The sequence below is a fragment of the Marinococcus sp. PL1-022 genome (assembly GCF_033845285.1).
GTDB lineage: Bacteria > Bacillota > Bacilli > Bacillales > Marinococcaceae > Marinococcus.
The window spans coordinates 948112-974055 of the sequence record NZ_JAWXCX010000001.1 but is presented as its reverse complement, the minus strand read 5'-3'; the positions used below and the strand labels follow the sequence as shown (position 1 = coordinate 974055).

General features: G+C 43.7%; 27 protein-coding genes and 1 tRNA gene. 9 read left to right on the top strand and 19 right to left on the bottom strand.

The features are described from left to right. The first annotated feature begins 108 nt into the window (after nucleotides 1-108). Nucleotides 109-582 carry a ribonuclease E activity regulator RraA gene (rraA, locus tag SIC45_RS04960; RefSeq protein ID WP_319631294.1) on the top strand — a complete coding sequence of 158 codons (474 nt, stop codon included), beginning with the start codon at nucleotides 109-111 and terminating at the stop codon, nucleotides 580-582. On the opposite strand, the gene SIC45_RS04955 is transcribed toward rraA, so the two are convergent. The 3 genes from SIC45_RS04955 to SIC45_RS04945 form a co-directional block, all read right to left on the bottom strand. Continuing rightward, nucleotides 579-1757 (bottom strand): MFS transporter, encoded by a 1179-nt coding sequence (locus tag SIC45_RS04955; RefSeq protein ID WP_319631293.1) that lies wholly within the window; start codon nucleotides 1755-1757, stop codon nucleotides 579-581. The genes rraA and SIC45_RS04955 overlap by 4 nt on opposite strands. A gap of 189 nt (nucleotides 1758-1946) precedes the next feature. Beyond that, nucleotides 1947-2342 carry an HPr family phosphocarrier protein gene (locus SIC45_RS04950; protein WP_319631292.1) on the bottom strand — a complete coding sequence of 132 codons (396 nt, stop codon included), beginning with the start codon at nucleotides 2340-2342 and terminating at the stop codon, nucleotides 1947-1949. A 93-nt stretch (nucleotides 2343-2435) separates the two neighbouring features. Beyond that, nucleotides 2436-3548: a mechanosensitive ion channel family protein gene (locus tag SIC45_RS04945; protein ID WP_319631291.1), complete on the bottom strand. Its 1113-nt coding sequence runs from the start codon at nucleotides 3546-3548 to the stop codon at nucleotides 2436-2438. A gap of 169 nt (nucleotides 3549-3717) precedes the next feature. On the opposite strand from SIC45_RS04945, the gene SIC45_RS04940 reads away from it, so the two are divergent. From SIC45_RS04940 to SIC45_RS04930, 3 genes are all read left to right on the top strand, one after another. Further along, complete coding sequence (locus tag SIC45_RS04940; protein WP_298784061.1) at nucleotides 3718-3981, top strand: hypothetical protein; 264 nt, start codon at nucleotides 3718-3720, stop codon at nucleotides 3979-3981. Nucleotides 3982-4212: 231 nt separating this feature from the next. Then, nucleotides 4213-4288: transfer RNA gene (locus tag SIC45_RS04935), tRNA-Val, on the top strand. 239 nt (nucleotides 4289-4527) lie between these two features. Next, on the top strand, nucleotides 4528-4830 hold the full coding sequence (locus tag SIC45_RS04930; RefSeq protein WP_298784059.1) for a hypothetical protein: 303 nt from the start codon (nucleotides 4528-4530) through the stop codon (nucleotides 4828-4830). Between the two features lie 37 nt (nucleotides 4831-4867). On the opposite strand, the gene SIC45_RS04925 is transcribed toward SIC45_RS04930, so the two are convergent. From SIC45_RS04925 to SIC45_RS04910, 4 genes are all read right to left on the bottom strand, one after another. Beyond that, complete coding sequence (locus tag SIC45_RS04925) at nucleotides 4868-5089, bottom strand: hypothetical protein (protein ID WP_022792617.1); 222 nt, start codon at nucleotides 5087-5089, stop codon at nucleotides 4868-4870. A gap of 111 nt (nucleotides 5090-5200) precedes the next feature. Then, complete coding sequence (locus SIC45_RS04920) at nucleotides 5201-5599, bottom strand: DUF3942 family protein (protein WP_319631290.1); 399 nt, start codon at nucleotides 5597-5599, stop codon at nucleotides 5201-5203. A 139-nt stretch (nucleotides 5600-5738) separates the two neighbouring features. Then, entirely contained in the window at nucleotides 5739-5960 is a 222-nt protein-coding gene (locus tag SIC45_RS04915) for a hypothetical protein (protein WP_298784052.1), read from the bottom strand. An 88-nt stretch (nucleotides 5961-6048) separates the two neighbouring features. Continuing rightward, nucleotides 6049-6276, bottom strand: a complete 228-nt coding sequence (locus SIC45_RS04910; protein WP_298784050.1) for a hypothetical protein — start codon at nucleotides 6274-6276, stop codon at nucleotides 6049-6051. 141 nt (nucleotides 6277-6417) lie between these two features. Between SIC45_RS04910 and SIC45_RS04905 the strand changes: the two genes are divergently transcribed. After that, nucleotides 6418-7335, top strand: a complete 918-nt coding sequence (locus tag SIC45_RS04905) for an aldo/keto reductase (protein ID WP_319631289.1) — start codon at nucleotides 6418-6420, stop codon at nucleotides 7333-7335. A 47-nt stretch (nucleotides 7336-7382) separates the two neighbouring features. Here the strand turns inward: SIC45_RS04905 and SIC45_RS04900 are convergent, their stop codons facing one another. The 9 genes from SIC45_RS04900 to SIC45_RS04860 form a co-directional block, all read right to left on the bottom strand. Further along, nucleotides 7383-8648 (bottom strand): OFA family MFS transporter, encoded by a 1266-nt coding sequence (locus SIC45_RS04900; RefSeq protein WP_319631288.1) that lies wholly within the window; start codon nucleotides 8646-8648, stop codon nucleotides 7383-7385. A 137-nt stretch (nucleotides 8649-8785) separates the two neighbouring features. After that, the gene (locus SIC45_RS04895; RefSeq protein WP_319631287.1) at nucleotides 8786-9841 is read right to left on the bottom strand and encodes a Gfo/Idh/MocA family oxidoreductase; all 1056 of its coding nucleotides are present in this window, start codon (nucleotides 9839-9841) and stop codon (nucleotides 8786-8788) included. After that, nucleotides 9841-10578, bottom strand: coding sequence for a ThuA domain-containing protein (locus tag SIC45_RS04890; RefSeq protein ID WP_319631286.1), 738 nt, complete (start codon nucleotides 10576-10578; stop codon nucleotides 9841-9843). Before SIC45_RS04890 ends, SIC45_RS04895 begins: the two co-directional genes overlap by 1 nt. 185 nt (nucleotides 10579-10763) lie before the next feature. Further along, nucleotides 10764-12242 (bottom strand): xylulokinase, encoded by a 1479-nt coding sequence (gene xylB / locus SIC45_RS04885; RefSeq protein WP_319631285.1) that lies wholly within the window; start codon nucleotides 12240-12242, stop codon nucleotides 10764-10766. A 16-nt stretch (nucleotides 12243-12258) separates the two neighbouring features. Further along, on the bottom strand, nucleotides 12259-13593 hold the full coding sequence (xylA, locus tag SIC45_RS04880) for a xylose isomerase (RefSeq protein WP_319631284.1): 1335 nt from the start codon (nucleotides 13591-13593) through the stop codon (nucleotides 12259-12261). A gap of 1 nt (nucleotide 13594) precedes the next feature. After that, on the bottom strand, nucleotides 13595-15925 hold the full coding sequence (gene yicI / locus SIC45_RS04875) for an alpha-xylosidase (RefSeq protein WP_319631283.1): 2331 nt from the start codon (nucleotides 15923-15925) through the stop codon (nucleotides 13595-13597). 16 nt (nucleotides 15926-15941) lie between these two features. Beyond that, complete coding sequence (locus tag SIC45_RS04870; RefSeq protein ID WP_319631282.1) at nucleotides 15942-16763, bottom strand: carbohydrate ABC transporter permease; 822 nt, start codon at nucleotides 16761-16763, stop codon at nucleotides 15942-15944. Beyond that, nucleotides 16760-17710: a sugar ABC transporter permease gene (locus tag SIC45_RS04865; protein ID WP_319631281.1), complete on the bottom strand. Its 951-nt coding sequence runs from the start codon at nucleotides 17708-17710 to the stop codon at nucleotides 16760-16762. The genes SIC45_RS04870 and SIC45_RS04865 overlap by 4 nt, the downstream gene beginning before the upstream one ends. A 6-nt stretch (nucleotides 17711-17716) precedes the next feature. Next, complete coding sequence (locus SIC45_RS04860) at nucleotides 17717-18955, bottom strand: ABC transporter substrate-binding protein (protein ID WP_319631280.1); 1239 nt, start codon at nucleotides 18953-18955, stop codon at nucleotides 17717-17719. 180 nt (nucleotides 18956-19135) lie between these two features. On the opposite strand from SIC45_RS04860, the gene SIC45_RS04855 reads away from it, so the two are divergent. Next, complete coding sequence (locus tag SIC45_RS04855; RefSeq protein ID WP_319632927.1) at nucleotides 19136-20305, top strand: ROK family transcriptional regulator; 1170 nt, start codon at nucleotides 19136-19138, stop codon at nucleotides 20303-20305. 53 nt (nucleotides 20306-20358) lie between these two features. On the opposite strand, the gene SIC45_RS04850 is transcribed toward SIC45_RS04855, so the two are convergent. Continuing rightward, nucleotides 20359-22377, bottom strand: coding sequence for a glycoside hydrolase family 31 protein (locus tag SIC45_RS04850; RefSeq protein WP_319631279.1), 2019 nt, complete (start codon nucleotides 22375-22377; stop codon nucleotides 20359-20361). Nucleotides 22378-22401: 24 nt separating this feature from the next. Continuing rightward, nucleotides 22402-23631: an ABC transporter substrate-binding protein gene (locus tag SIC45_RS04845; RefSeq protein WP_319631278.1), complete on the bottom strand. Its 1230-nt coding sequence runs from the start codon at nucleotides 23629-23631 to the stop codon at nucleotides 22402-22404. A 246-nt stretch (nucleotides 23632-23877) separates the two neighbouring features. On the opposite strand from SIC45_RS04845, the gene SIC45_RS04840 reads away from it, so the two are divergent. The 3 genes from SIC45_RS04840 (at nucleotide 23878) to SIC45_RS04830 (ending at nucleotide 25185) form a co-directional block, all read left to right on the top strand. Beyond that, a complete protein-coding gene (locus tag SIC45_RS04840; RefSeq protein WP_298784024.1) occupies nucleotides 23878-24324 on the top strand; it encodes a hypothetical protein in 447 nt (148 codons plus the stop codon). A 145-nt stretch (nucleotides 24325-24469) separates the two neighbouring features. Further along, nucleotides 24470-24787 (top strand): hypothetical protein, encoded by a 318-nt coding sequence (locus tag SIC45_RS04835; RefSeq protein ID WP_319631277.1) that lies wholly within the window; start codon nucleotides 24470-24472, stop codon nucleotides 24785-24787. Between the two features lie 215 nt (nucleotides 24788-25002). Beyond that, a complete protein-coding gene (locus tag SIC45_RS04830) occupies nucleotides 25003-25185 on the top strand; it encodes a hypothetical protein (protein WP_319631276.1) in 183 nt (60 codons plus the stop codon). 27 nt (nucleotides 25186-25212) lie between these two features. On the opposite strand, the gene SIC45_RS04825 is transcribed toward SIC45_RS04830, so the two are convergent. Beyond that, nucleotides 25213-25905, bottom strand: a complete 693-nt coding sequence (locus SIC45_RS04825; RefSeq protein ID WP_319631275.1) for a Na-translocating system protein MpsC family protein — start codon at nucleotides 25903-25905, stop codon at nucleotides 25213-25215. Nucleotides 25906-25944 lie beyond the last annotated feature (39 nt).

The following is a 25944-nucleotide window of genomic DNA, read 5'->3' as shown; positions in this document are numbered from 1 at the left end:
TATCGCCCTTTGAAAGCAAAATGATAGTGGCATCTTTTTTCTGTTCTCCTGCTATTTTCTTTCTTCTGGGAAAGCCTTACAATGAAAATAATAAAAGGAGGCATACATATGGGTAGAACAGCTGATATCTGTGATGAATATGGTAACGAAGTTTTTGTCGCCAACGAGCCGTTTTTATCGCACGGACCAGCACGTTCCTTTGAAGGGCCAATAGAAACAGTACGGGTATTTGAAGATAACGTGCTTGTTGAACAGGCGCTTGGCGATATTCCCGCCGGCAGTGTTCTTGTAGTTGACGGAGGCGGTTCCTCCCGGCGTGCCCTGCTCGGGGACAACCTGGCAGAAATTGCTGTCAAGCGCGGACTCGCCGGCATTATCGTGAACGGAGCGATCCGCGACAGTGACGAGCTTCGCGAAATGGATGTCCGGGTGTTTTCCCGTTTTACCAGCCCACGAAAGTCTGTCAAGGAAGGACGCGGCGAGCGCTCCATTCCCGTCGATTTTGCTGACGTCACCTGGACGCCCGGGGACTACGTCTATGCCGACAGCGATGGCATTGTGCTTCTTCCTGCCAAAGGCTAGCCGGCTTCCACCGGCATAAGACGGCGCACGCTTGTAAGTGTGACTATTAACAGGAGCAGGCCGCCGGCAATGACGCCGATCCAGCCGGCCAGGGGCCACAGGAGACCAAAATAAAGACTGCTGAGACTCCCGCCCAGATAGTAAGACGTCAAGTAAAGTCCGGAGGCGCTTGCCCGGGCTTTTTTGGCGTTTTTTGTTACCCAGGAACTGGAAGTGGAATGCGCAAAGAAAAAGCCAAAACTCAGCACGGCAAGCGAGGCAATAACCACCCACAGCTGTGGTACAAGCGACAGCAGCAGGCCGCCGGCCATAATGAGGATTCCGACCTGCATACAGTCCGTCTGTTTAAAGCGCTGCGTCAATTCCCCGGCAAGGCTCGAGCTGAAGGTCCCCGCCCCGTATGTTAAAAACAACAGGCCCAGGACTGCTGTACTGACGAAAAAAGGGTCTCCGTCCAGGCGGTACGTAATAAAGTTGAATGTCCCGATAAATACAAAGAAATTCAAACCGCCGATAACGTAAGCCAGCCGCTGCACCGGATCTTTAAGATGAAACAGAGCATTCTTCCACGTATCGCTCCACTCCAGCGGCTTTGGACTGAAGTTTTTCGAAGCCGGAAGCAGCAGGATCACGAGCACGGCGAGCACGACGCTGGCCCCGGCCATGAAAAAATAAGCCGTCCGCCAGTCAAACCAATCAGCAAGAACGCCGCTCATCACTCTTCCCCCCATGCCGCCGAGGCTGTTCGCGCTTACGTAAAAGCCCATAGCTACCGTCATCGCACGCGGGGTGAATTCCTCTCCAATATAGGACATAGCCGCAATGGGAATTCCGGCAAGTCCGACGGCCTGGATCATCCGAAGCAGCAAAAGCAGCCAGAAGGAGCCGGCAAAAGGAATGAGCAGCGTTGCTATAGTTCCCCAGATCATCGCGTACACAATGATCTTTCTTCTTCCTTTCGCGTCGGATATCGCGCTGATAAAAAAGAAGCTCACTCCAAGTATCAGCAGGGAAAGTGAAATGACAAAGCTCGCTGTCGCTTCGCTGACGCTGAATTCTCCGGTAAACAATGGAAGCAGCGGCTGCGGGTAATACATATTGGCAAAAATGAGCAGGGATGCAAGTCCGAGAGCAATGGAGGCCCGCCAAAATGTACCGGTGTGCCGGTCGATCATAAGACATTCTTCCTTCCGTGTCATTCATCATTACTGATTGTATTATACAACCAATACGTATGTTTCATTTCCTTATTATTGTTTTACCCGAATTGACTCGTTCTATGCTTATCATTACCCGGCACCGGCGAAAATGAGCTCTGATACAGCTGAAGACCCGGACGCTTTTCCCGGCGCCGGGTCTTTCTGTTAACTGCGTGTCGTTTTCAGATACGAGCGTGCAATATTTCGTACATTGGGGTTCCAGTGAGCCATGCATCCAGCCATTGCGCGTTCCACATGCTCCGCTGCTTCGTCTTCCCAATAGCCGTTACTATTCTTTTGCTCTGCTGCTTCTCCAAGATATACAGCTGCCACCCTGGCAACCGCTTCTTTATCTTCACCATGTACCTTGAGTTCCACCTTGTCTCCAAGTCTGATGCTTGTAAACAAAGACATCATGCCGAGTACGCTTTTTCCGTTTGCGGAGGTTCTCCGCTTTTCAAAAAATACATCTACTTTAAATGTTTCCAGTTCATGCACAAACGACAATACTTGACTGGCATTCAGTCCACGGGTTAACACGAATGTTTCCACTCGTTCCATCGAATGCATCGGCTCCTTTTTTACGTACATATTCCTTCTGACAAACATTCTTATTATAACATGTACGTTTTGTTTGCCAACCGTGAATCCCGCTTAATTATTGTCGGACATGTGATAATTTTCTTCAGGTGATTTTTCAATATAAATAGACTGTGTTGGGTAGGCAAACTGAACGCCTTCCTCTTGAAGGATGCGAATGATTTCAAGATTCAGCTCTTCTTTTATTTCAGCCCATTCCAAAAATGCGGTTGTTTTCGTAAAACAGTAAACCCACAGGTCGAGCGAGGAGCTGTTAAATTCTTTAAACTGCACAAGAATCATTTCTTTATCGATATCCTCCCGGCTGTTCAGCATTTCCTCAAGACGCTCCCGCAGCTGCAGCACCTGCTCCCGCGGCGTCTGATATTCAATGCCAAGCGTCATGTTAATTTCACGCTTACGCATTTCACTCCAGTTTGTAATCGCCTCATGGGCAAGTGTATTGTTTGGAACGATGACAATTGAGTCAGCAAAGGTACGCACCTTCGTGCTCCGAAACGAAATATCCTCCACAATTCCTTCCACCGTCGGCGTATAAATCCAGTCCCCCCGCTTAAACGGGCGTTCCACGACAATAATTATGCCGCCGATAAAATTAGCCACCATATCCTGAGCGGCGAGGGCAAAGGCCAGACCTCCAAGGCCGAGCCCTGCCACAAAGCCGTTAATGTTAAAGCCCCAGGAAGAGAGAATAATGGTGAACGCGAGCGCCACGATAATAATCCGGAGCACCCGGGAAAGAAAGGGAACCAGCATATTGTCTTCCTTGCCCTCGAGCCTTTTAATCATCGGGTTGAAGAGCATCGAAGACGTGTTCAGCAGCTTGTATGTCCCCCAAGCCGCAAGTATGATTAAAATGGAGCCGTACAGGCGGTTGATAATTGTCATGGAATCCCACGGTATCGGCAGATACAAAAGCGCCAAATATATACCGAATACGGCGAAAAACATACGAATCGGCCGTTCAAACGATACCAAAACATTGGTGAACAGCTGTGATCTCGATTGGTGAGTCATTTTTAAAATGAACCTGAAAATGTATTTAGTAAATAGCTTCCGAAAGGCAAACACGAGAAGTGCAATCAAAACAGCTACGCCTATATCAATCCAGGGCAGCTCTACAATACGTGTCTGCCATTCCATCCAAAAGTCTGCATATGCCTGCATGAAGATCCCTCCACCTTTATCCCATTCTCTCTATATTTTAAAGCCTCCGCCAGGCAGTTTACTGCAGGGGTGCCCACTTTTCGTCTTTGTAGATATCTTTCAAACCTAAGGTATGGTAGCATGTAAATCGGAAAAAGACATCATCACAAAGGAAGGTTCAGATAGTCGCATGAATTTACTTATTTTACTGCTAATTGGTTTTGCTGTAAATACGCTCGTATACCAGCTTGCCCGTTTGATGCAAAAAGTCTCCGGGCGAAGCCTGCCGCTTCTCGGCATCACCTACATTGTTTTTTTCGGGGCGCTGTCGCTTGGCATTTTTAACCAGGGGCCGCTTGGGTTCATTCTCTCCAATCTCAGTCTGGGTATGCTCGCCTTCTGTCTATTTCTATTCCTTCAGCAGCGGAAAGAAAAACAGCAAAAGGAAAATTGATTCACTTTTTAATATATGTACCATAAAAATTTCTGTTTATGCAGCAGGTGCGTGTACTCTCTTAGTATCTTCGGTAGTAACAGGACATCAGCAAGGTCCGACTTCACCGCCCGGAAGAAATTAATTGGCCAGCACCACCCTCTGCTTTCCCTGCATAAATTGAGCGTGGAAGGATTGACACTGACCTTTTCCTATTGTATATTATTTCTGTTGCTTCATTCCATACAAATTGTTCCGTTAGCTCAGTAGGGAGAGCGCCACCTTGACAGGGTGGAGGTCACTGGTTCGAGCCCAGTACGGGACACCATAAATAATAAACTACAGCAGGAGCCATTGGCTTCTGTTTTTTAATTTGTACAGCCCGGGCTGTTTTTCGCCGCACTTTCTCCTTTCTATCTTTGGAACGCCTATTATCTTACCCATTATTTTACAGCAGATAGTGCATTTCATAAACGTTTATGTACCTTTTTCCTTTTGCATCCTCTGCTTTTATTAAAACGTTTTAGGGTATATTATGGGAAGCAACTATTGAAAGGAGGAAGACGGATGAGTTCATCAGCAGACAATTCTAATTTCGTCGAAGTGTATTTTGATCCTTCCGCCATCCCGCTTTTTGAATTGAATGGATTTCAAAGCGAGGGGGCATTCGAAGAGCACTCCAGTTATATCAAAGCGGTAGTGTCAGCGGAAAACTATGGTGTTGAAGAAGCGGGCGTTTATTTCTATCAGGAAAAGGCCCAGAGCAGCGGCAGCCGCACCATCTTTATTCCGATACGCTTTGTTCTTACTGTTGTGGAGCATTCCGAATCCCGGGGGCCGATCGGCTATACGGACCCCAATACTCTTTAGAACGGGCAAAGGCAGAAAGCTGCGAGCTTCTGCCTTTTTACCGCAGAACATATATATGCCGTCCAAGCTGAATAATCTCTTCATTTTCAGGAAAATAAACCCGCTCAAACGTCGGATGAAAACCGCTGTTCTGCATGGAGTGTATATCGGCGACCCATCCCCCTTCCCCCGGCCAAACAAGACAATGCAGCATGTGTCCTTCACTACAAATAATCACCTGCACCTGGCGAATATGCCGGTCAATATAAACAACCCCCATGGCGTATACCCCCTTAATGACAATATACCCATTCGAAGGAAATCAAGACTTATTTCCCTGTTGATTATTTAATATTTTTCAAAATAAAAAAGCGCCGCAGCGGGCGCTTTTTTATAATCCCAGTATATCGCCGAAGGTATCTTTAAGATGGTCCCGGACAATATCCATATTAAATTCCTGCTGCTTTTCCTGGCTGTACATTCTCCCCTCCTGAACATATATAACATCCAGCTCATTGGTTTTATCATCTGTACTCTGTGTTACCTGAATATGATAATTTCCATCGTCTGTAACAGTTTCAAAAAGCACTTCGCGGTTATCAATGGTCATATAGCTGCGGTGCTTTGAACCATAGCTGCTGAACGAGTCATTTTTCACTTCGCCGATTTCTTTATTCAGATTATTAAAGTATTTGGCAATTTCCCAGTTTACTTCGTTCATAATATTTGCGTCTTTATCTTCTTCTAAATATTCTTTTGCTTTAGTTACGAACTCATCTTCGAAACTCATTGCCATCACCCTCTTCTTTAAAGTAATTCTCTATTTTACAGATTATTCGGTACTTTCACTACAATAACAGAAGAATTATGTAAAAATTATTTATAAAAAAATAGTTATGTTAACTGCTTATGAAAACAGTTAACATAATTTATTTCACTTCTACTACATATACACCGGCGTCAACATATCGGATAAGCATCAACTGTCCGTTACCTACCATTGAATCAATCGTTTTCAAAGCAAAAGAACTGTCAATGCTGTTTCTATCTTTTAATATAGCGGCGACATCCTGATTAGTCAGCGGCTTTTCATTGTCCTGAATAATATTTTTTATTGTTTTAGCCCCTCTGGTCTGTAATATAATGTTCACCCCTTTGTTTATCATTAATATACTATTTCCGAAAAGTCTGCAGGGTAATCATCAAATTATTACAATTTTTAAATCCAGGGACATAAAGCTACTGGTCGCTTTCGTGCAGGTGGTTTTCTTTTTTCTCTTTAACCTGTAATTTCCCTCTGCGTATAGCTTCCATTATGGTTAAACAGAGCGCTCCGGCCAAAACATGAATGAATGCCCACACATAGCTTTGCAGTACGAGACCGACAATAATTCCAAGGCCGATATTCCATATACCGATAATAAGCCAGAATAAAATAAAATAGCTGTTTATTGTTCTTCGTTTCATTACTGCCACCCTTTAATCTTTTTCTATAAATTACCATATTTATGCGTAAAAGTCATTTTTCATATTTTTGACAGCGTTATCATGCCGATTGTCCATACGTCATGTTACACTATTCTTATCCTGAAAAAAAGAGGTGCTCAGATGAAACAAATGCAGTTAGGCAGCAGTTCGCTTCAAGTATCCAATATAGCACTAGGGTGTATGCGCATGAATGAGCTTTCCATCGATGCGGCGGAAAAAGTTTTCCGTACTGCTTTTGAGGCAGGCGTGAACTTTTTCGATCATGCCGATGTTTATGGCGGCGGGGATTCCGAAGACATTTTTGCCAGAGCAGTTGGTATGAACGATGACCTGCGCGAAAAAGTAATTCTTCAGTCCAAAGCAGGCATACGCGGAAATTCCTTCGATTTTTCCAAATCCCATATTTTAAACACAGTCGATGAAAGCCTGAAGCGTCTTCAGACAGACTATCTGGATGTACTGCTTCTTCACCGTCCCGATGCGCTCATGGAACCCGGGGAAGTAGCGGAAGCATTCGATAGTCTCCACGCCTCCGGTAAAGTACGTCATTTCGGTGTCAGCAACCAGCATCCAATGCAGATTGAGCTTTTAAAGCAGCACGTCAAGCAGGATCTTATTACCAATCAGCTGCAGTTTGGTCTGATGCACTCCCTCATGATAGATCAGGGATTGAATGTGAATATGAAAAATGATGCAGCGGTGATGCGGGAAGGCGGGCTGCTTGAATACAGTCAGTTGAACAACATGACCGTCCAGGCCTGGTCCCCGTTTCAGTATGGCATGATGGAAGGCGTTTTTATCGGCAATGATAAATTTCCTGAGGTGAACAAAAAACTCAGTGAATTGGCCGGGCGCTACCAAGTAACCGAATCAGCAATAGCGGCAGCCTGGATTCTTCGCCACCCCGCGCGTATTCAAACCATTGTCGGGACGATGAACCCAGAACGGCTGGCAGGCATCGCCGAAGCCTCTGAAATCACTTTGACACGTGAAGAATGGTATGACCTGTATCAGTCTGCCGGCAACGAACTCCCATAACAGTAAAGACCCCTTTCTCCTTTATCTTAGAAGAAAGGGGTCTCTCTTTATGCTTTCGCTGCTTCCGTGCTTTCCTGTTCTTTGTTCTTTCTGACCTTTTTAATATTAAATCGCATGACAATCATAGCTGCCAGGGCGACTACGAGAAGAATATTAAACAGATAGAACGATAGCGCGTAGCTTCCTGTAGCCGAAACAATGCTTGATACGGCTGTAGGACCGGCCACCCCTGCAAGTGCCCAGGCAGTTAAAAGAAAGCCGTGAATGGCTCCGAGCTGTTTCGTGCCAAACAGGTCACCAATATAAGCCGGCAGACAGGCAAAGCCGCCACCGTAACAGGTAATAATAATAAATAATAGAATTGCAAGCAGCACAACGTTGGTCGTTAACGGGAGAAGGAAAAAGGCCACGATTTGAATGAGAAAGAATATTGTAAAAGTATTCGTTCTTCCAAGATAGTCCGAAAGCGACGCCCATACAATCCGTCCGCCCCCGTTGAAAAAGCCCATTACTCCCACTATGGTAGCTGCTAATGCTGCGCTGGTACCGGTAATGGTCTGTGTCATGTTCGATGCCACTGCAAGCAGCATAATACCTGAAGAGATGTTAATAAACATCACGAGCCACAGCAGGTAAAAACGCATCGTCCGCAGTGCCTCTTTGGCTGAAAGCTGCGCCAGGTCTCCGCCCTTCTGGTTCGTCTGCAGATCTTCTTTCTTATAGCCTTTAGGCATCCAATCCTTCGGCGGCTTCTTCATGTAGCTCGCCCCTGCAAGCATAAGAACGAAGTACGAGGCGCCAAGAATGTAAAATGCCCCCGGGATCGATACAGCGTTCATCAGCCATTCAGCTAAGGGACTTGTAATAAGCGCTCCGGCGCCAAAACCCATAACTGCCATCCCAGTAGCCATCCCCCGACGGTCTGGAAACCACATAACAAGCGTAGAAACCGGGGATATGTACCCAATGCCAAGGCCGATGCCGCCAAGAACGCCGTAAGAACCAATAAATAATGGCAGACTTTCAAGCTGTACCGCAAGGCCGGCCCCCATTGTTCCGGCACCAAACAGCACGGCTGCGATGGCAGCTGAGATCCTCGGCCCGTATTTTTCTACAAAAAATCCGAGTGAAGCGGCCGACATCCCCAAGAAGAAAATTGCAATCGTAAATGCGAGTGTTACGTCGGAAATGTTCCAGCCAAGCGACTCATTCAGCGGATTCTGGTACACACTGTACGCATACACCGAACCAATCGATAAATGAATCGCTATGGCTGATAATGCCATCAACCAACGATTTCGATCTGCTTCCATAATTAGTAAGTCCCCCTTCTGTAGTAATACAATCCTCTCTTTCCCTCTCTGTCTGCATTCAAACGACTATTCATTAAAAATTAGAAAAATTCTTTCTTAAGAACTGCTTTAAAATAAAAAAGCACCCGGATGGATGCTTATATTTCGTCGGCGTACACATTATCCAGACGAACGCTTTTTCCAGTTCTGCTGCTTTCATAAACAGCTTCGATAATCCGGGTGACGCGCAGTGCCTGCTCGGGCTTCACAACGACCTCCGCCTGCCCCAGACACGCGTCTGTAAAGTTTTTCGCCTGCAGCACGTCTTCACGCTCATAGCTTGTTAAGTGAGGCTCCACACTCATCATGGAACCGAATTTTGACTGGTACAGTTCGGGCGGAAAAACCTGAAGGCCACCGTCGACCCCGGAAATGCTCAGCTCTTCTTTATCTTCTTTAATGTTCGCCGCCCAGGATGACTCCAGAAGCAGCGTCATGCCATTTTCAAACGTAATATAGCCGGTCACATGGTCCTCCACAGAAAAGCTTTCCGTATCGATAGCTCCCCATTCATTAATTTGGCCCGGGGTTTTACTCAGGCGGTCGTAGGTTCTTCCGCTTACCTCTACGGGCTGTGGATCATCCAGAAGCCAGAGAGCCAGATCCAGCAGATGGCAGCCGTAATCAATCAGACTGCCTCCGCCCTGGAGTTCTTTATTTGTAAACACACCCCAGCCAGGTACCTTCCGTCTTCGCATTGCCTGAAGACGTACAACCAGCGGGTCACCTATTTCGCCCTCCTGTACCATCTGTCTGGCCATGCGGGATTCCTTCATGTAGCGGTAATGATAGCCAATCGTTAATACGGCTCCCGAACGCCTGGAGGCATCAATCATATCCTGGCATTCTGCTGTAGTCATCGCCATCGGTTTTTCACAAAGCACGTGCACCCCTGCTTCCAGGGCCTGCACGGCAAGCTCTGCATGAAATTTGTTCGGTGTACAGATGATGACTGCTTCGACATGCTCCAGCAATTCCTCCACGGTGCTGTATACAGCCGGAATATCAAATGCTTCTGCAGCAGCTCCTGCTTTGCTGAGATCTGTATCAAAAACAGCAGCTACACGCACATTTTCAATCTGCTGAAAAGCGGGCAGATGCCTGCCCCGGGCGATGCCCCCTGCACCGATAATGCCTATCTGCAGCTTTCCCATTAGTCTTTTTCCCCCACATCTTTATTCGAAATGGCTTCCAGAGGACTGGCGTTACCGTAAACGGGCAACGGCGTATTTTTCGGGGCCGACCACCGGACAGCATTTTTAATCACCGTTTGAATGTCTTTATTATAATATGTTGGGTACGTTTCGTGCCCCGGACGGAAATAAAAAATCTTTCCACGGCCCCGTGTGAAGGTAGCGCCGCTTCGAAATACTTCTCCGCCTTCAAACCAGCTGATAAACACGAGCTCATCCGGCGCGGGAATATCAAAGTGCTCGCCGTACATTTCCTCTTTTGGCATCTCAATATACTCCCCGATGTCCTCTGTAATAGGATGGCCCGGCTCTACGACCCATAGCCGCTCTCGCTCGTCTGCTTCCCGCCACTTCAGGTCGCAGCCTGTTCCCATCAATGTACGAAATATTTTTGACAGATGACCGGAATGAAGCACAATCAGACCCATCCCATCCAGCACGCGATTCTGAATGCGCCGGACAATGGCATCCTCTACCTCGTCGTGGGCAATATGTCCCCACCAGAGCAGTACATCGGTGTCGTTTAACACGTCTTCTGTAAGTCCATGCTCCGGCTCATCAAGCGTTGCCGTTCGTATAACGTCCGCCTCATCCTTCAGAAAGTCAGCCAAAGCCCCGTGAATTCCCTTCGGGTAGACCTTTGCGACTTCCGGGTTCTTGTTTTCGTGTCTGTTTTCGTTCCAGATGGTAATATTCATGCCATTCCTCCTCTAGTCGTTAAATGTCTGCTGAATACGCTGCCAACACCAGTTAAAATTTTTTGCTCTGACTTCGTCATTAAACCGCTTCCATTTCATAGTAATCCAAAACGTTTCGGACCGCAATCGTCAATTAATTTTTTTATTAAAACAGGCAAAAGCCTTTTCGGACTTTTGCCTGCCACTCATGACATCTTTAACGGTGATGTTTGTGCATAAATTTTCTTATATGCCTGAAATGATTGTTCATATATGAGCGACTGTTCCGGATCAGGATAAAACGTTTCGCTCTCTTTGACAAACGATTTCTTGCATTCCTCAAGCGTAGTAAACCACCCTGTGCCGTAGGCCGCAAGCATTGCTGCCCCAAGCCCCGGCCCCTGTTCATGAGCGAGCTTACGCACAGGGCACCCGAAGGCATCCGCCTGCATCTGAAGCCAAAAGGAGCTTTTTGCCCCTCCTCCAATAGACACAAGAGAATCTATCTGAAAGCCCTGCTGAAGGATGATTTCGTGAGACTCCTTTAGAGAATACGTAATCCCTTCCATGACAGCCCGGACGATATGTCCCCTCGTATGACGGATATCGAGTCCGATAAAGCTGCCCCTGATTCCTGCGTCCATATACGGCGTTCTTTCACCGGTCAGAAACGGGGTGAACAGTAATTGTTCTGCCCCCGCCGGCACCTGGGACGCCCGTTCGACCAGCTCTTCAATCGTTTCGTCAAAAAACAAATTGTCCTTTACCCACTGAAGACTGTTTCCGGCAGAAAGCGTAACTCCCATATAATAATACTGATCCTTAGATGCGTGATTAAAATAATGCAGACGTCCATCCGGAACCGCTTCGCCGTGATCCGGCACGAGAAGCACTCCGGAAGTCCCTATACTTAAAAGGCCTTCCCCAGGTTCTGTAATTCCGCTTCCTAAAGCACCGCAGGCGTTATCGGCCCCACCGGCTATAACATTCACTCCTTCATGGAGTCCCGTCTTATCTGCCGCTTCCTTTGTCAGGGGTCCCGCACTTTCGTGGGATTCTATGAGCGGAGGGCAGAACGAGGCGGAGAGATTAAAGCCTTCCCGCATCGTACGGCTCCATGATTTTCCTTTCACATCCAGCAGAAGCGTCCCGGCCGCATCAGAGAGTTCCATCTGCATACTGCCTGTCATCCGGTACCGGACGTAGTCCTTTGGCAGCAGAAAAGACGCTGCCCTGCTCCAAATTTCCGGCTCGTGCTCCTGTACCCACAGCATTTTCGGAAGAGTAAAGCCTTCAAGAACTGTGTTCTGTGTTGCCTCAATCAGTTCATTCTCCCCGATCGTATGCCGGATCGTTTCGCACTGCTCCGACGTTCTTGTATCGTTCCAGAGTATAGCCGGGCGCAGTGGCCGGCCGGTCTCATCCAGGAGCACCAGGCCGTGCATCTGGCCGGAGAAGCTGATGCTTTCCACTTCCTCTGCCTTTATTCCTGTCTCCTGAAGCAGTGCCTGAATCGATGCTTCTGTCTGCTCCACCCATACATCAGGATTCTGCTCGGAATGCCCCGCAGCCGGCTGCTGGACAGACAGCGATTTTGACACAGAAGCTGTCACCTCGCCACTTCTGTTCACAAGAAGCGATTTCACTGCACTCGTTCCTAAATCGATTCCGATTACGTAAGTCATGCCAGCACCTCTTTGCTTAAACTTTTACTTTGTTGTTTGCGTTTAAAATATACTGGTTCAGCTTTGCCTTAATAAGCTCCTGTTTACCCGACTGGTGCTCAATCGGCTCCTGGAGTTCAAGGGCATAGGCTTCAAGCTCTTTAAAGCTTGTTTTGCCGGCAAGAATGTCACTCCCCACGCCTTTGTCAAAGCTGCTGTAGCGTTCATCCACAATGTCTTCAAATACACGGTCTTCGATCAGCTGGGAGGCTGCCTTTAACCCGTAGGCAAATGTGTCCATGCCTGCAATGTGCGCATGAAACAGGTCTTCGGGCTTATGAGACGGGCGCCGCACCTTGGCATCAAAGTTTAAGCCGCCAGTACCGAGGCCGTCGTTTTTCAGGATTTCGTACATCGCAAGGGTCGCATCGTAAATATCAGTTGGGAACTCGTCGGTGTCCCAGCCGAGCAGCAGGTCGCCCTGGTTTGCATCCACCGATCCAAGAATGTCCATTTCTCTTGCGTAGCGGAGCTCGTGTTCAAACGTATGACCGGCAAGTGTGGCGTGGTTTGATTCGATGTTCATTTTAAAATGGCTGTCGAGATCATACTTTTGCAGGAATGCGTAAGCTGTAGCAACATCAAAGTCGTACTGGTGCTTCATTGGTTCGCGCGGCTTTGGCTCAATCAGCATCTGCCCTTCAAAGCCTATCTCTTTCGCATAATCCACCGCCATATGATAGAAGCGTGCCAGGTTATCCATTTCGCGCTTCATATCGGTATTAAGCAGAGTCTCGTAGCCTTCCCGGCCACCCCAGAACACGTAGTTCTGTGCACCCAGCTCTTTAGCTACTTCAAGCTGCTTCTTTACTTTAGCCGCAGCATAGGCATAAACGTCTGCATTGTTTGTCGTCGCCGCCCCGTGCATAAACCGGCGGTCAACAAACATATTCGCCGTATTCCACAGAAGACCGATGCCGTGTTCCTTCATATTATCCTTCAGCATGGCAGTGATTGTATCAATATTTTGATAGGTTTCTTTTAAAGAATTACCTTCCGGAGCAATATCAATGTCATGAAACGCAAACCGGGTGATGCCCAGCTTATTCAAAAGCTCAAAGTTCGCCTCCACCCGTGCTTTCGCAAGATCCATGCCGCTGTATTTCTGATAGGAGCGCTCCATCGTCGGTCCGCCAAACGGATCCTCCCCGCCGAACGTATGTGTATGCCAGTAGGCTACTGAAAAGCGGAGCCATTCGTCCATCGATTTCCCCATGACGGTCGCGTCCTTGTCATAGTGCTTAAAAGAAAAGTCATTGGCCGAAGTGGCGCCCTCGAAATTGATAGTTGGTACGTTGTTAAATGATTGCATTTTATAATTCCTCCAATTCTATGAAAATCTCTTTATTTTCAGGTGTGATCAGGTAATTATTATCTTTTTGATTAATTTTTGCTCCCTTTGCCCAAAAGATCTTTGGACTGTTAACCCACAATACCGACCAGTCAGTATTATGTTCATTATGTTTACAAACTATTTTCATGCTGGAATTTTCTTTTAATACTTCGACATGTAACAGAGTGTTATTGTCATTATCTTTAATTTCTCTTGTACAAGGCTTATTTAATGTTGGCTCATAAAGTTCAAAACAGACTTGATCGTTATAGTCATAGTCTGGCCGCTCTTTAGTACTTCCAATTGGAAGCAGCGTATGAGGACGTACATACAACGGTAATTGGAAGTAATCAAAATGCTGTCGTAACCATTGCTTCCCAATTATAGTTTGTTTAGTGAAATAATTTGTCCACTTTCCTCCAGGTAAATAATAATCCACATTACCTTCTTCATTAAATACAGGCGCTACTAATAAATCACTCCCCAGCATATATTGCGTATCTAAATACGTAGTTTCTTTTTCATCCGGAAAGGTCATATACATAGGCTGCATCATAGGGATTCCGGTTACAGATGTGTGTATGGCTTCATTATATAAATACGGCATTAATTTGTTTTTTAACTCTGCGAAAAATTTCGTAACCTCTACCGATTCCTCATCAAACAGCCACGGGACCCGATAAGAACTGCTGCCGTGTAAACGACTGTGAGTAGAAAGCATTCCAAAAGCAGTCCAGCGTTTGAAAAGGTCGGCACTTGCAGTATTTTCAAATCCCCCGATATCATGACTCCAAAATCCAAATCCTGAAGAAGTCAGGGACAACCCTCCGCGTAAGCTTTCGGCCATTGATTCATAGGTAGCGTAACAATCCCCTCCCCAGTGAACGGGGAAACGCTGTCCTCCTATGGTTGCCGACCGGGCAAACACCACCGCTTCATTTTGCCCCTTTTTTTCTTTAAGCAGAGAAAAAACTGTTTCATTGTAAATTTGTGCATAGTAGTTATGCATCCTATCTGGGTCAGAGCCATCGTAATAAGTTACGTTTTCGGCAGGTATACGTTCACCAAAGTCTGTTTTAAAACTGTCTACCCCCATATCCAACAGCTTTTCCAGCTTGCTTTGATACCATTTTTTTGCTTCTGGGTTGGTGAAATCAACAATTGCTTGCCCAGCCTGCCATAAATCCCATTGCCATACGTCGCCGCCTTTGGTTTTAATAAAGTAACCTTTTTCCTTCCCTTCTTGAAATAAAGGGGATTTTTGCGCAATATAAGGATTGATCCACACACATATGGATAGTCCTTTATTTTTAAGTCGTTTGATCATGCCTTCTGGATCAGGAAAAAATCGTTCATCCCACTCAAAATTACACCATTCAAATTCTTTCATCCAAAAGCAGTCAAAATGAAAAACACTTAAAGGAATGTTCCTGGATTTCATTCCATCAACAAAATGATTTACTGTTTCTTCATCATAATTCGTAGTGAATGAAGTAGTTAACCATAGTCCGAAAGACCACTTCGGCGGCAAGGCTGGTTTTCCGGTCAAATCTGTATAATTTTCTATAATCTTTTTAGGCTCCGGGCCGTTAATAATGCTGTATTCTAATTCTTCACCGTCAACGCTGAATTGTGATTTAGACACCTCTTCAGAGCCTATTTCATAAGAAACGTTTTCGTAATGATTCACCAGCAAACCATATCCCCGATCTGAAATATAAAAAGGGATATTTTTATAAGCCTGTTCCGTGCTGGTCCCCCCATCTTTGTTCCATGAGTCAATAGATTGTCCATTTTTTACAAAGGGAGTAAACCTTTCTCCCAAACCATAAATATGTTCACTCACACCAATGTTTAATTGTTCTCTCATATAACTTTTCCCAGAAACGTGTTTGATATATGCGAGATTTTTATTTTGGCTTTCTGTTATCTTTCGTTCTTGATTAAAGTATTCTAACCGCCATTGCTGTTTATTTAATTTCATTTTTAAATCGCCAGTTATAATCTCTAAGCATTCATCATTATCATTTACTGTTAATTCGTTACGCTTTGTTTCCATAAATTCTAATTCGGGCCGCTTTTCCAATCCTCCTAAAAAGTGTGACACTCTTATTGTGAGCACGTTGCTCGTTGGAGAAGATATTTTCAATGTTAACAACGGCCCGTCCAATGTAGCTCCTCTATCAGGTATTGGTTTACACGGAGCGTATATAATTACTTCTTCCCTGGAAATTTCATAATCAGTGATATGGTTAGGGTGATACAGTTGATACCCTTCCCTTGTCAGCCAATTGCCATCCGAAAACTTCATATAAGTCCCTCCATCATTACTTAACAGCTCCGCTTGCCAAACCTTTAACTAAACGTTTTTGTAATAAAATAAATATAATTAACACTGGAAGTGCTGAAATAGTTGCAAACGCCATTAACGAGTTCCACTCAATTCCATACCTTCCAATAGCATTATAGATACCAGCCGTCAGCGGCCATAATTCCTGACTTCTATTAAAGGTAATACTGAAAATCAGGTCTCCCCAGGCAAAGAAAAAGGAAACAGCTCCACACACAATTATGCTTGGAGTAGCCAGGGGAACGATGATTTTAATAAAAGTCTGCCACTTATTGCTTCCATCGATAGTAGCTGCTTCTTCCAACTCATAAGGGATGTCCAGGAAGAATGTTCTTAAAATCAGTACAGAGAAAGGCACACCCAATGTAGCTGCTGCTAATATCGGGCCTAAATAAGTGTTTAATATGCCCAGTTGATTAAACATAATGAAAAGGGGTGTAAGAACTACGGTAGCTGGAAGCATCTGGGTCACAAGGAAAATAAGAATGAAAAAGCCAAGGCCTTTTATCTTGAACCTTGCAAGTCCATAAGCAGAAGGCACAGCCAGTACTAATACTAAAATAGCCGTAGTAAAAGCTATTAAAAAGCTATTAAAAAAGTTTCTTAATACATCGTCTGCAAAGATGCTTTGATAACTCGAAATATTCCATTCCGATGGTAAAAATGTCGGCGGCACCTGAAATATTTCGCTTTGAGTTTTAAACGAAGTGATAATCATCCAGAAAAAAGGAAACAAAAATATGAAGACGATAACCACTCCGATTATGTTTAGGAGCCATTCTTTTCTTTTACCCGTCATTGTCCTGCCTCCTTATTATCTCTATTAATCATCCATAAATATACGAGACTAATAGCAAACAAGATAATAAATAATATATTAGCTGATGCAGCACCCATACTAAATTCAAAATCATCGAATGAATAACGGTACGCAAGTGTAGATAATACTTCTGTTGAATTAATCGGCCCGCCACCGGTCATAACGAATACTAAATCAAAAACTTTAAAAGTGTAGATAAAACCAAGCATCATGACTACTAGTATTACTGGTTTTAATAGCGGCAAAGTCAGATGATAAAATTTTTGGAATATATTCGCCCCATCCAGACTGGCACTTTCATAAATTTCTTCTGGAAGACTGCTTAATCCGGTAGAAAGCAGGAGCATGTTAAAAGGAATTCCAACCCAGATATTTGTCAGTATAATCGTCCATAGAGCAATATCCGGACTTGTCAGCCATTCAATTGGTTGATTCACCAGTCCTATTGAAAGCAGGAACTGGTTCACAATCCCTCCATCAGCACCCATCATGAACCGAAACAGCAATGCGGATATTGTTAATGGGATCAACCAACTGACCATCATTACTCCTCTCAGAAAAGAAGCCAGTTTAAATTTCATACTAAAAAATAAAGCTAATAGAAATCCTAGTACAAATTGGAAGACTACGCTTCCAACCGTGTATACCATGGTGTTTTTCAGGGATATCCAAAAGACGTCCTGCTGGAATAGCGAAACGTAGTTCTGCCAACCTACAAATTCTGCACCCCCAGCGTTAAAAACTGCTAAATTCACATTTTGAAAACTAAGAATTAAGTTATATATCAGGGGATATCCGATCAGCACCAGCATGTAGATTACTGCTGGAAGAACGAATAAATATCCCTGCCAATTGCTTAAAACTTTTTTCCAGATACTCTGCTTTTCTACTTTGTTCTCATAATTTTTCGCACTCGTATTTGCCATATTCACCTACTCCTTCTGAGTATTTTCTTCTACTTTAGCTGCCGCGTCCTCCAGGGCTTCTTCTGGAGTTTTTGAATCAGTAAACGCTTCCTGGATAGCCACTTGGATAGGTGAAGAAATGCTTGGCCAATTAGGCGAAGGGCCTCTTGGTTGAGCGTTTTCTAAAATAGGAATGAACTGACTCAAATGTTTATCTTCACTCCAGTTGTCACTTTCGTTTAATATATCTTCTCTTGCAGGGAAAGTACTTGTTTCAGCTGTAAAGTCAGTTAACTGTTCAGGTTCCAAAAGCCAGCTCATAAACTCCCATGACTCCTCTTGGTTTCCTCCTTCAACTAAAGCCAGGTTCTCCCCACCTAGCGTGGAGACCGAATCTTTTCCTTCAGGTGATGGAATAGGCGCTATGCTAAATTCTAAGCTTTCATTTTCTTCTTTTAATCTTTCTATGTTCCAGGACCCGTTAACCATCATAGCAACTTCTCCAGTGCCAAATTGACGAGCTAAATCATCCTGAGTCGCATTAACAACACCGTCGTCCATGTATCCGTTCTCAATTAGTTCATCCAAAACCTCAAGTGATTCACTCGCTTCTGCACTATCTAAAGATTGATAGTCAACATCGTTAGAGAGAAGGAAAGGGTAAAATTGAAAGGTTGATTCTTCCGATTTAACGCCAGATAGGGCCATCCCAGTTGTTTCATCTGTGGTTAACGTTTCTGAATAACTGCTTAATTCTTCCCATGTTTCAGGTGGTTCTTCGAATCCGGCTTCCTCCAGTTTTTCTTCGTTGTAAAATAAACCCAGTGCATTACTCGCGAATGGCAACCCATAATATTCTTCCTCGTAGATTGCCGATTTCATTGGTCCTTCCAGGAAATTTTCCTTCTCCCCCCACTCATTTACTTCATCTGAAATATTCGCTAATACTCCTTGAGAAGCCAGAGCAGCATTATCCACTGTATCTACAAAAACCATGTCTGGAAGAGTGTCACCTGCCGAACCAACAGACAACTGCTTTTTGATTTCGTCAAACGGAACATATTCAGAAGTAACAGTAACGGCGTCTTGAGAATCATTATATTCCTGGACTAATTCATCAAATAATTCTTTTTGTTTTCCAGTGAAGTAATTCCAAACTAATACTTCTCCTTCAGATTCTGAACTTCCACCGCTGCTTTCTCCGCCGCAGCCTGCCAAAAGCCCTCCCAATAATAATGTGCTAATTCCTATCATACGTTTTTTCATATTCCCTCTCCTTAAGTAAGTTTTAACGTTAAACAAAGTATCTAATATATTGAAAACGTTGTCAATGTTATTTTACCAATTCATTGATCTATAGATAAAAACAATATATAGTGTTTTTATAAGAGTATTTAATTCTATGTTTATTAAGTAAATAAAGATTTGGAAAGGCATGTGAAAGTCATGGAGAGGACAGGCGACCAGTCGCTCGTAAAGCAAATCAATAAGTCCATTGTTCTGAGCAGCATTCAAAAGCACAGCCCTATTTCACGCATCGAAATTTCAAAACAAACTGGCTTGAATAAAGCTACTGTTTCGAGTTTAGTCAGCGAACTCATTAATGAACAATTAACAAAAGAAGTAGGAGCCGGGATATCCAGTGGGGGTCGCAAGCCTGTAATGCTTTACTTTAACCACACGGCAGGGTACTCTATTGGCCTGGATCTCGGAGTTAATTACATTCTAGGTGTGTTGACAGACTTACAGGGAAACATTGTACAGCAACGCGAATTCCCGATGGCTAATAAGCATTATGAAAGTATTTACCCTTTACTCCACAGCTTGATTTCTGAATTAATAAAAGCTGCTCCTAAAAGTCCATTTGGCGTTGTCGGAGTAGGTATTGGCGTGCCAGGACTCGTGGATAAAAATGGATGGGTACTTTTTGCTCCTAACTTAGGTTGGGAAAATGTTGATTTGAAAGCAAAATTAAAAAAAGATTTTCAAATACCTGTAGTTATTGAAAATGAAGCTAAAGCTGGGGCATATGGGGAAAAAATATTCGGGGCAGGGCGCACCTCCCGGAATTTAATATATGTTAGTGTAGGTATTGGTGTCGGAGCAGGTATAATAATTGAGGATAAGTTATACCAGGGGAACAACGGATTTTCGGGTGAAGTTGGACATTTTTCTATTGAAACAAACGGAAAGAAATGTCGATGCGGCAATATAGGCTGTTGGGAATTGTATAGTTCAGAAGAGACTCTTTTGAACGAAGTCAATGCTGCTTTCGGAAAAAGATTAACGCTTGAAGAAGTCATCCAACAAGCTGAAGATGGCAATGATGTTATTTTAAAAATAATCAACACTGTAGGTTTTTACCTTGGCGTCGGCCTGGTTAATATCGTCAACACCTTTAACCCAGAACAAATCGTGATCGGTAACAGACTTGCACGTTTGGAGAATTGGCTCCACCACCCTATAGATAAAGTGCTTGATCAACGATTATTATCTTATTATAAAAAACGTTTAGACATTACTTTTTCAGAACTGGGGCCGCTCTCCTCTGCTTTAGGAAGCAGTGCATTTGCCTCTAACGTCTTTTTAACCCGTGATAAAGTCAGCGTTCAATAATATAAAAAAAGCAAAGCTCGGACAATTACGTCCAGAGTTTTGCTTTAATGCATTTATTTAAAATATTTTTCTGTATCGCTTCCAACTTTGACAAACACAGGCATTGAGTGGATCGGGGCATCAACTTTCACTTTCTTTCCTCCCTCATACAACTCTCCATCATTAATATTTCTCCAATGTTCACCCAGTGGAAAGTATATCGCTTTTTCTCTTTGCCCATGGTTAAGGATTGGAGAAACAAGAATATCGCTCCCAAACATATAGCTGTCTTCATTTTCCCAGCACTCAGGGTCATCAGGGAACTCATAAAATAGAGCTCTCATAACAGGAGCACCATTTTCATGTGCTTCCTCCATTAACTTTCTAATGTATGGTTTTAAATTTTCTCTCATCTGCATGTATTCTTTGAATATTTCATAAGCTTCTTCCCCGTAGCTCCAAACTTCGTTATCTGCTCCTGAAGGGCACATGCCTCCTCTTTCACTACTAAGAGGTCCCTGTTTTGGTTCACGGTCGCCATGAAGACGAAAAACCGGACAAAACGCCCCGTACTGAAACCAGCGGATAATACACTCTCTGAAGTCTGGATCATCAGGATTTCCACCGTGAAAACCACCTATATCTGTGGTCCACCACGGTATCCCGCTCATCCCCATGTTTAATCCTATGGCAAACTGGTTTTGCAGAGCTTCAAAGCTCGAATCTATATCTCCTGACCAAACTAAGGCACCGTATTTTTGACTTCCTGCCCAGGCACACCTGAGCAGGTTAACAATTTCTTCCTGCCCTTGCGCGTTCATCCCTTCGTAGAAGGTCTGGGCGTACCCTACCGGATAATAGTTTCCTGTCTGTACGTTTGGACCAATGTGGTATCTGTAATTATCAAAATCATATACAGAGTATTCAGGCTCCGCTTCATCTAGCCAGAAAGTTTCTATGCCCAAATCATAATAATTTTTCTTTGCTTTATTCCATACATATTCTCTAGCCGAGGGATCGGTGGCATCGTAATATAAAGTGTTCCCCATAAAATCCATAGCGATAGGGATACCTTTTTCTACTTGAATCAAATGCCCTTCTCTCATCATTTCTTCGAAATTTTCACTTTTGGTGTCTACAGTTGGCCAAATAGAAACCATTAATTCAATTCCCATTTCTTTCAATTCTTTTACCATTGCCTGTGGATCTGGCCAATATTCTTCATCAAAGCGCCAATCTCCCTGATGAGGCCAATGGAAATAATCAACCACTATTACTGAGAGAGGGAGGCCTCTCCGGTAATATTCGCGGGCAACGTTTAATAATTCTTCCTGGGTCTGATACCTTAGCTTACACTGCCAAAATCCGAGACCGTATTCAGGCATCATAGGTACTCTACCTGTTACCGCAGTATAATTTTCCACGATTTTATGCGGCGTTTCGCCTATAGTAACCCAGTAATCTAATTGCTTTGAGGACTCTGCTTTCCATTCAGTAATATTTTTTCCGAAAGTAACATTCCCTACAGCCGGGTTGTTCCATAAAAATCCATAGCCCTTACTCGAAATAGAAAAAGGAATAGTGGCCTGGGAATTTCGTTGAGCCAGTTCCAAGGAACAGTATTTCAAATCCAAGTGCGGCTGCTGATATTGCCCCATACCATATATCTTTTCATTACTATTTGACTCAAATCTTGCAGTAATAGCAAAATCTCCGCCCAGGAGCGGTCGAAATTCTCTGGCGTCTATGTCCAAAGCACTGCAAAATTCATTTATATCGTTTCGGTTCCTTACATATTCTTCTACAATAATTTCATTTTGGTGATTGAATATAGTTAATTTCCCATTGCGTTTGATTTGGACATTAATTTTCCCATGCTGAAGCCATGCTTCATTATCATAAATATTGATTACTGCATTATTCTCTGCAGAGGGAATAAGAGCCCAATTATTCTCAGTTAAATCATTATTCTTGTAACCTCTCACTCTCACGCTGTCTTTTCCCCATGCTTCAACAATGAGGTGCTCACTATTATAACTCCACTCTAATTTGTTTGGGGTTTCTGTAAATATCCCCGCTACTCTTAATCTCAATTTCATCTCTCCCTTGTGACGGATTTATTCGTTAGCGCTTTCTACCTTTTTTTGAGCATCCTCTAAAGCTTCATCAGGTTCTTTTTCATCAGTTAGAGATTCCTGAATTGCTAATTGGATACTTTCTGAAATATCCGGCCAATTCGGAGATGGTCCACGTGCCTCTGCTTCTTCGGTAGTTTGTATGAAAGAACTCAAATGTTCGTCTTCCTGCCAATAATCAGAATCATTTAATACAGATTGTCTCGGTGGAAAATATCCGGTTTCTTTCGTAAATTCTTCCATATTTTCTGGTTCAGAAAAATAGCTTAAGGCTTCCCAGGCACCTTCTTGGTTACCACTTTCTACGACAGCTAAATTATCTCCGCCGATAACAGATTTATGCTCTTCTTTTTTAGGAATAGAGGTTATTTGAAAATCCAAATCTTCGTTTTCTTCTTTCAGACGATCTACTACCCACGGGCCGTTAATCATCATTGCTACGCTTTCATTGGCAAATTTTCTTGCTAAATCGTCTTGTGTTGAATTCAATACTTCTTCACTCATATAACCTTCTGCAAGCATATCATCCACAAAGTTTAATGCTTCGGCTGCTTCTGGAGAATCGAGCGAGTTTTCATCTGCACCCGCTGATAATAAAAACGGATAGAATTGAAAAGTTGACTCTTCTGACCTAACGGCAGACATAGCAAACCCATCATGATCGGAATTTGTAGTTGCCTCGGCTGCCTCATTTAATTCTTCCCAGGTTTCAGGCGGTTTTTCGATTCCATTTTCTTCAAGCATTTTTTCATTATAAAATAATCCAATGCTGTTCGTAGTTAAAGGCACGCCATATGTTCCATCTTCATATTTAGTAGAAGCTACTGGAGCTTTCAAATAATCGTCTATTTCTCCCCATTCTTCTACTTCGCTTGAAATATCATTAAGTACCCCCATTGAAGCTAGAGAAGCATTGTCTACTGTATCTGAAATAATTAAATCAGGAAGTGTATCACCCGCTGATCCTACTGATAATTGTTTTTTCATTTCATCAAAAGGCACATATTCAGTTTCTAATGTATATTCATCTTGGCTTTCGTTAAAATCCTTAGCCATTTGTTTGAAAACTTCCTCCGAACCCGTGTAATAATGCCACATTAATATTTCATTATTTTCATCAGATCCACTTCCTTCTTCGCTTCCCCCGCCTCCGCCGCAAGCAGTTAAGATAATAGGCAAACTAAGAATCGGTGCCAAATACAATTTTTTCATAATAAACCCCCAATTGATATGATATTTAGTATATTGCTTAAACAAAGTTTATATTTATTTGAAAGCGCTGTCAATATTTAATTGTGATAAGTTTTAAAAAAAACAGTTTTCCTTGGACTTTTTTCTTTTCAAATTATTTTTTTAATTAAGCGTGTAAAAATCTATTATATCTAAAAATAGACGTTCATCTGACTACTCATCAGGGAATAAGAATACACAGTCAGTATTATGAGGAGGAAATCAATAGTGAGTCTTTTTTCATCTATTAAAAAACGTGTGACCGATGCGAAAGAAAACGGAGTAACCATTCCAGTAACGGAAAAAATGTTTTTGAAGGTGCTTCAGGTTAAAAAAATGGATAATGTGGACATTTCCGCGGTTCATATTCAGGATCAGGTTCTGCGTATTGAAGGCGTAAAAAATGACAGCAGCCAGAGCCGATTCAGCATGCTGCTTGAACCTTCCCACGCTTCAGAGCGGACCCTTTACTTTACGTTAAAGTCCATTTCCCCTCTGGAAGCGGACGACGTGTTCAGGGAAATCTTTGACCGCCCGCCTTATTTCTCTGTTCAGGACCAGCAGGCGGGCTTTCACCTGGAAGTATTTGAGCCTATGAAAAAAGTCCCTTACGGAAAAATAGACTCCTACTACTTTGAGCAGAACAAATTAAAAGTCGTCATGAAATGGAAATAAAACCGCTTGGTATTGATTTAAAAATAAATTGAAATTCACTTTCTCTCCAGAACTTTTTACTCCCGGCTTCGGCCGGGAGTTTTTTTAAGTAGAAATTACCTACTTTTTCATGCATAATAAAAGAAAAATGAATGGGGAGAATTTCATGGAATATCAAGCAGCTTCCTTTGGCCGGTATCGTGTTCTCCGGAATGGTTCTATCGAAGTTATTGCAGACATTACAAGCCGCTCTGAACACCCGCGCTGGGAAAATATGTGGTATTTATCGGAAACAAAGCGTATCTGCCGGGAGCTGGAGGCGCTTGGAATCATCTCGGAATGCGACAGCTTTGAAATTGTCGACCGCAACCAGTTTAAGATCTTTTGGAAAAAAGACCGTATTGCCTGGGGCTACATTGATGAAGGCGAAACCTCTTACCGCCTTAGGTTTACCGGATTGGTTGATACCCCAGCCAGCGATTAGCAGTACTACCTGTTTTTGTTATGGTTGCAATTAGGAGTTGTTTCATTTACGGTATACATACAGAGCAGTTACTTAAAGAGCAACTAAACAGATGGTGGAAATGGATAGACAATGGTGCTATTTCCCATAAGCCAAAAAGAGACACGAGGTCCCTGCCTCCTGTTTATCTTTTTGGCTTTTTTATTTGTCTTTATGAAAGGAGAACTCTTTAATTCATGAAATTTTTAATTGATCACGATGGACAGAAAATCCATAAATCCGTATTTGTTAACGACCGCTGCATGGCCAGCAGCAAGCCGTCCGATTGGGAAAGTCTCGTGGAAGAAGCTGCCCTGCAGTCATTCACCCAGAAGAACTATTCTTACTGTGTCCACTGCTTTCAGGCCTACGCCGGCTGAAGCTGTGGACCAGGGCATTATTTCCTTTTAGCCGGATCCGCTCATAATAAAGACAATAACGCTGCGGTCCCGTTCAAAGTCCCAGTCAACAAACACATCAGCAATATTTATCCCGGCAATAGAGGTAAACGACTTCCCTTCTATTAACAGCCGTTTTTCCAGCTTGCGTTTAGTTACCTTCAGCTGCTCTTCATATCCCTGCTCCACTAGCTCTTTTTCGATATTAATCAGCAGTCCTTCCCGGATCACGAGAACAGTCTTATTGTTTAACATTCCTGAAAAGACTTTATCCGGTTCCTTTTCCGCTTCTGCAGTGACCTGCCGCACCCGCTCTTCCAGCTTCTTTTTACCGGCGTATTCTTTAAAAGGGTCTTCGCCGTCATACGCATTTTCATCAATCCCCACAAAAATACTCGATTCCTTATTAAAATCGCTGTCGTGGTAAAAGTTTTTGAATTCCTGACCGGTGACCGACTGCACGTATCCGTTAATCTCCGGAACAATTTTGTGCATCATGCTTTCACGCAGACGAAAAACAGCCTTTTCACCCTCCTGTTCAAGAATGACCCGCTCCATCGGGCTTAGAAAATGCCGAAGGTAAATTGTGATGAACGGTCCCTGCATTACAACGTGGGCTGCTTCCGGTCCTTTGCCAAACCTTTCCCGCAGCAGTCTGCCGGCAAAGCTCGCGATATCTTTTTCATTTTCTGTTGGTCTCATTTTATCAATGTCCTTTGATTGAATTATCATTCACATATT

Bases quoted from the DNA above. Each gene is read 5' to 3' on its own strand.
- rraA (WP_319631294.1), top strand. From the start codon at position 109: ATGGGTAGAACAGCTGATATCTGTGATGAATATGGTAACGAAGTTTTT.
- SIC45_RS04955 (WP_319631293.1), bottom strand. From the start codon at position 1,757: ATGATCGACCGGCACACCGGTACATTTTGGCGGGCCTCCATTGCTCTC.
- SIC45_RS04950 (WP_319631292.1), bottom strand. From the start codon at position 2,342: ATGGAACGAGTGGAAACATTCGTGTTAACCCGTGGACTGAATGCCAGT.
- SIC45_RS04945 (WP_319631291.1), bottom strand. From the start codon at position 3,548: ATGCAGGCATATGCAGACTTTTGGATGGAATGGCAGACACGTATTGTA.
- SIC45_RS04940 (WP_298784061.1), top strand. From the start codon at position 3,718: ATGAATTTACTTATTTTACTGCTAATTGGTTTTGCTGTAAATACGCTC.
- SIC45_RS04930 (WP_298784059.1), top strand. From the start codon at position 4,528: ATGAGTTCATCAGCAGACAATTCTAATTTCGTCGAAGTGTATTTTGAT.
- SIC45_RS04925 (WP_022792617.1), bottom strand. From the start codon at position 5,089: ATGGGGGTTGTTTATATTGACCGGCATATTCGCCAGGTGCAGGTGATT.
- SIC45_RS04920 (WP_319631290.1), bottom strand. From the start codon at position 5,599: ATGAGTTTCGAAGATGAGTTCGTAACTAAAGCAAAAGAATATTTAGAA.
- SIC45_RS04910 (WP_298784050.1), bottom strand. From the start codon at position 6,276: ATGAAACGAAGAACAATAAACAGCTATTTTATTTTATTCTGGCTTATT.
- SIC45_RS04905 (WP_319631289.1), top strand. From the start codon at position 6,418: ATGAAACAAATGCAGTTAGGCAGCAGTTCGCTTCAAGTATCCAATATA.
- SIC45_RS04900 (WP_319631288.1), bottom strand. From the start codon at position 8,648: ATGGAAGCAGATCGAAATCGTTGGTTGATGGCATTATCAGCCATAGCG.
- SIC45_RS04895 (WP_319631287.1), bottom strand. From the start codon at position 9,841: ATGGGAAAGCTGCAGATAGGCATTATCGGTGCAGGGGGCATCGCCCGG.
- SIC45_RS04890 (WP_319631286.1), bottom strand. From the start codon at position 10,578: ATGAATATTACCATCTGGAACGAAAACAGACACGAAAACAAGAACCCG.
- xylB (WP_319631285.1), bottom strand. From the start codon at position 12,242: ATGACTTACGTAATCGGAATCGATTTAGGAACGAGTGCAGTGAAATCG.
- xylA (WP_319631284.1), bottom strand. From the start codon at position 13,593: ATGCAATCATTTAACAACGTACCAACTATCAATTTCGAGGGCGCCACT.
- yicI (WP_319631283.1), bottom strand. From the start codon at position 15,925: ATGAAGTTTTCGGATGGCAATTGGCTGACAAGGGAAGGGTATCAACTG.
- SIC45_RS04870 (WP_319631282.1), bottom strand. From the start codon at position 16,763: ATGACGGGTAAAAGAAAAGAATGGCTCCTAAACATAATCGGAGTGGTT.
- SIC45_RS04865 (WP_319631281.1), bottom strand. From the start codon at position 17,710: ATGGCAAATACGAGTGCGAAAAATTATGAGAACAAAGTAGAAAAGCAG.
- SIC45_RS04860 (WP_319631280.1), bottom strand. From the start codon at position 18,955: ATGAAAAAACGTATGATAGGAATTAGCACATTATTATTGGGAGGGCTT.
- SIC45_RS04855 (WP_319632927.1), top strand. From the start codon at position 19,136: ATGGAGAGGACAGGCGACCAGTCGCTCGTAAAGCAAATCAATAAGTCC.
- SIC45_RS04845 (WP_319631278.1), bottom strand. From the start codon at position 23,631: ATGAAAAAATTGTATTTGGCACCGATTCTTAGTTTGCCTATTATCTTA.
- SIC45_RS04835 (WP_319631277.1), top strand. From the start codon at position 24,470: ATGGAATATCAAGCAGCTTCCTTTGGCCGGTATCGTGTTCTCCGGAAT.
- SIC45_RS04830 (WP_319631276.1), top strand. From the start codon at position 25,003: ATGAAATTTTTAATTGATCACGATGGACAGAAAATCCATAAATCCGTA.
- SIC45_RS04825 (WP_319631275.1), bottom strand. From the start codon at position 25,905: ATGAGACCAACAGAAAATGAAAAAGATATCGCGAGCTTTGCCGGCAGA.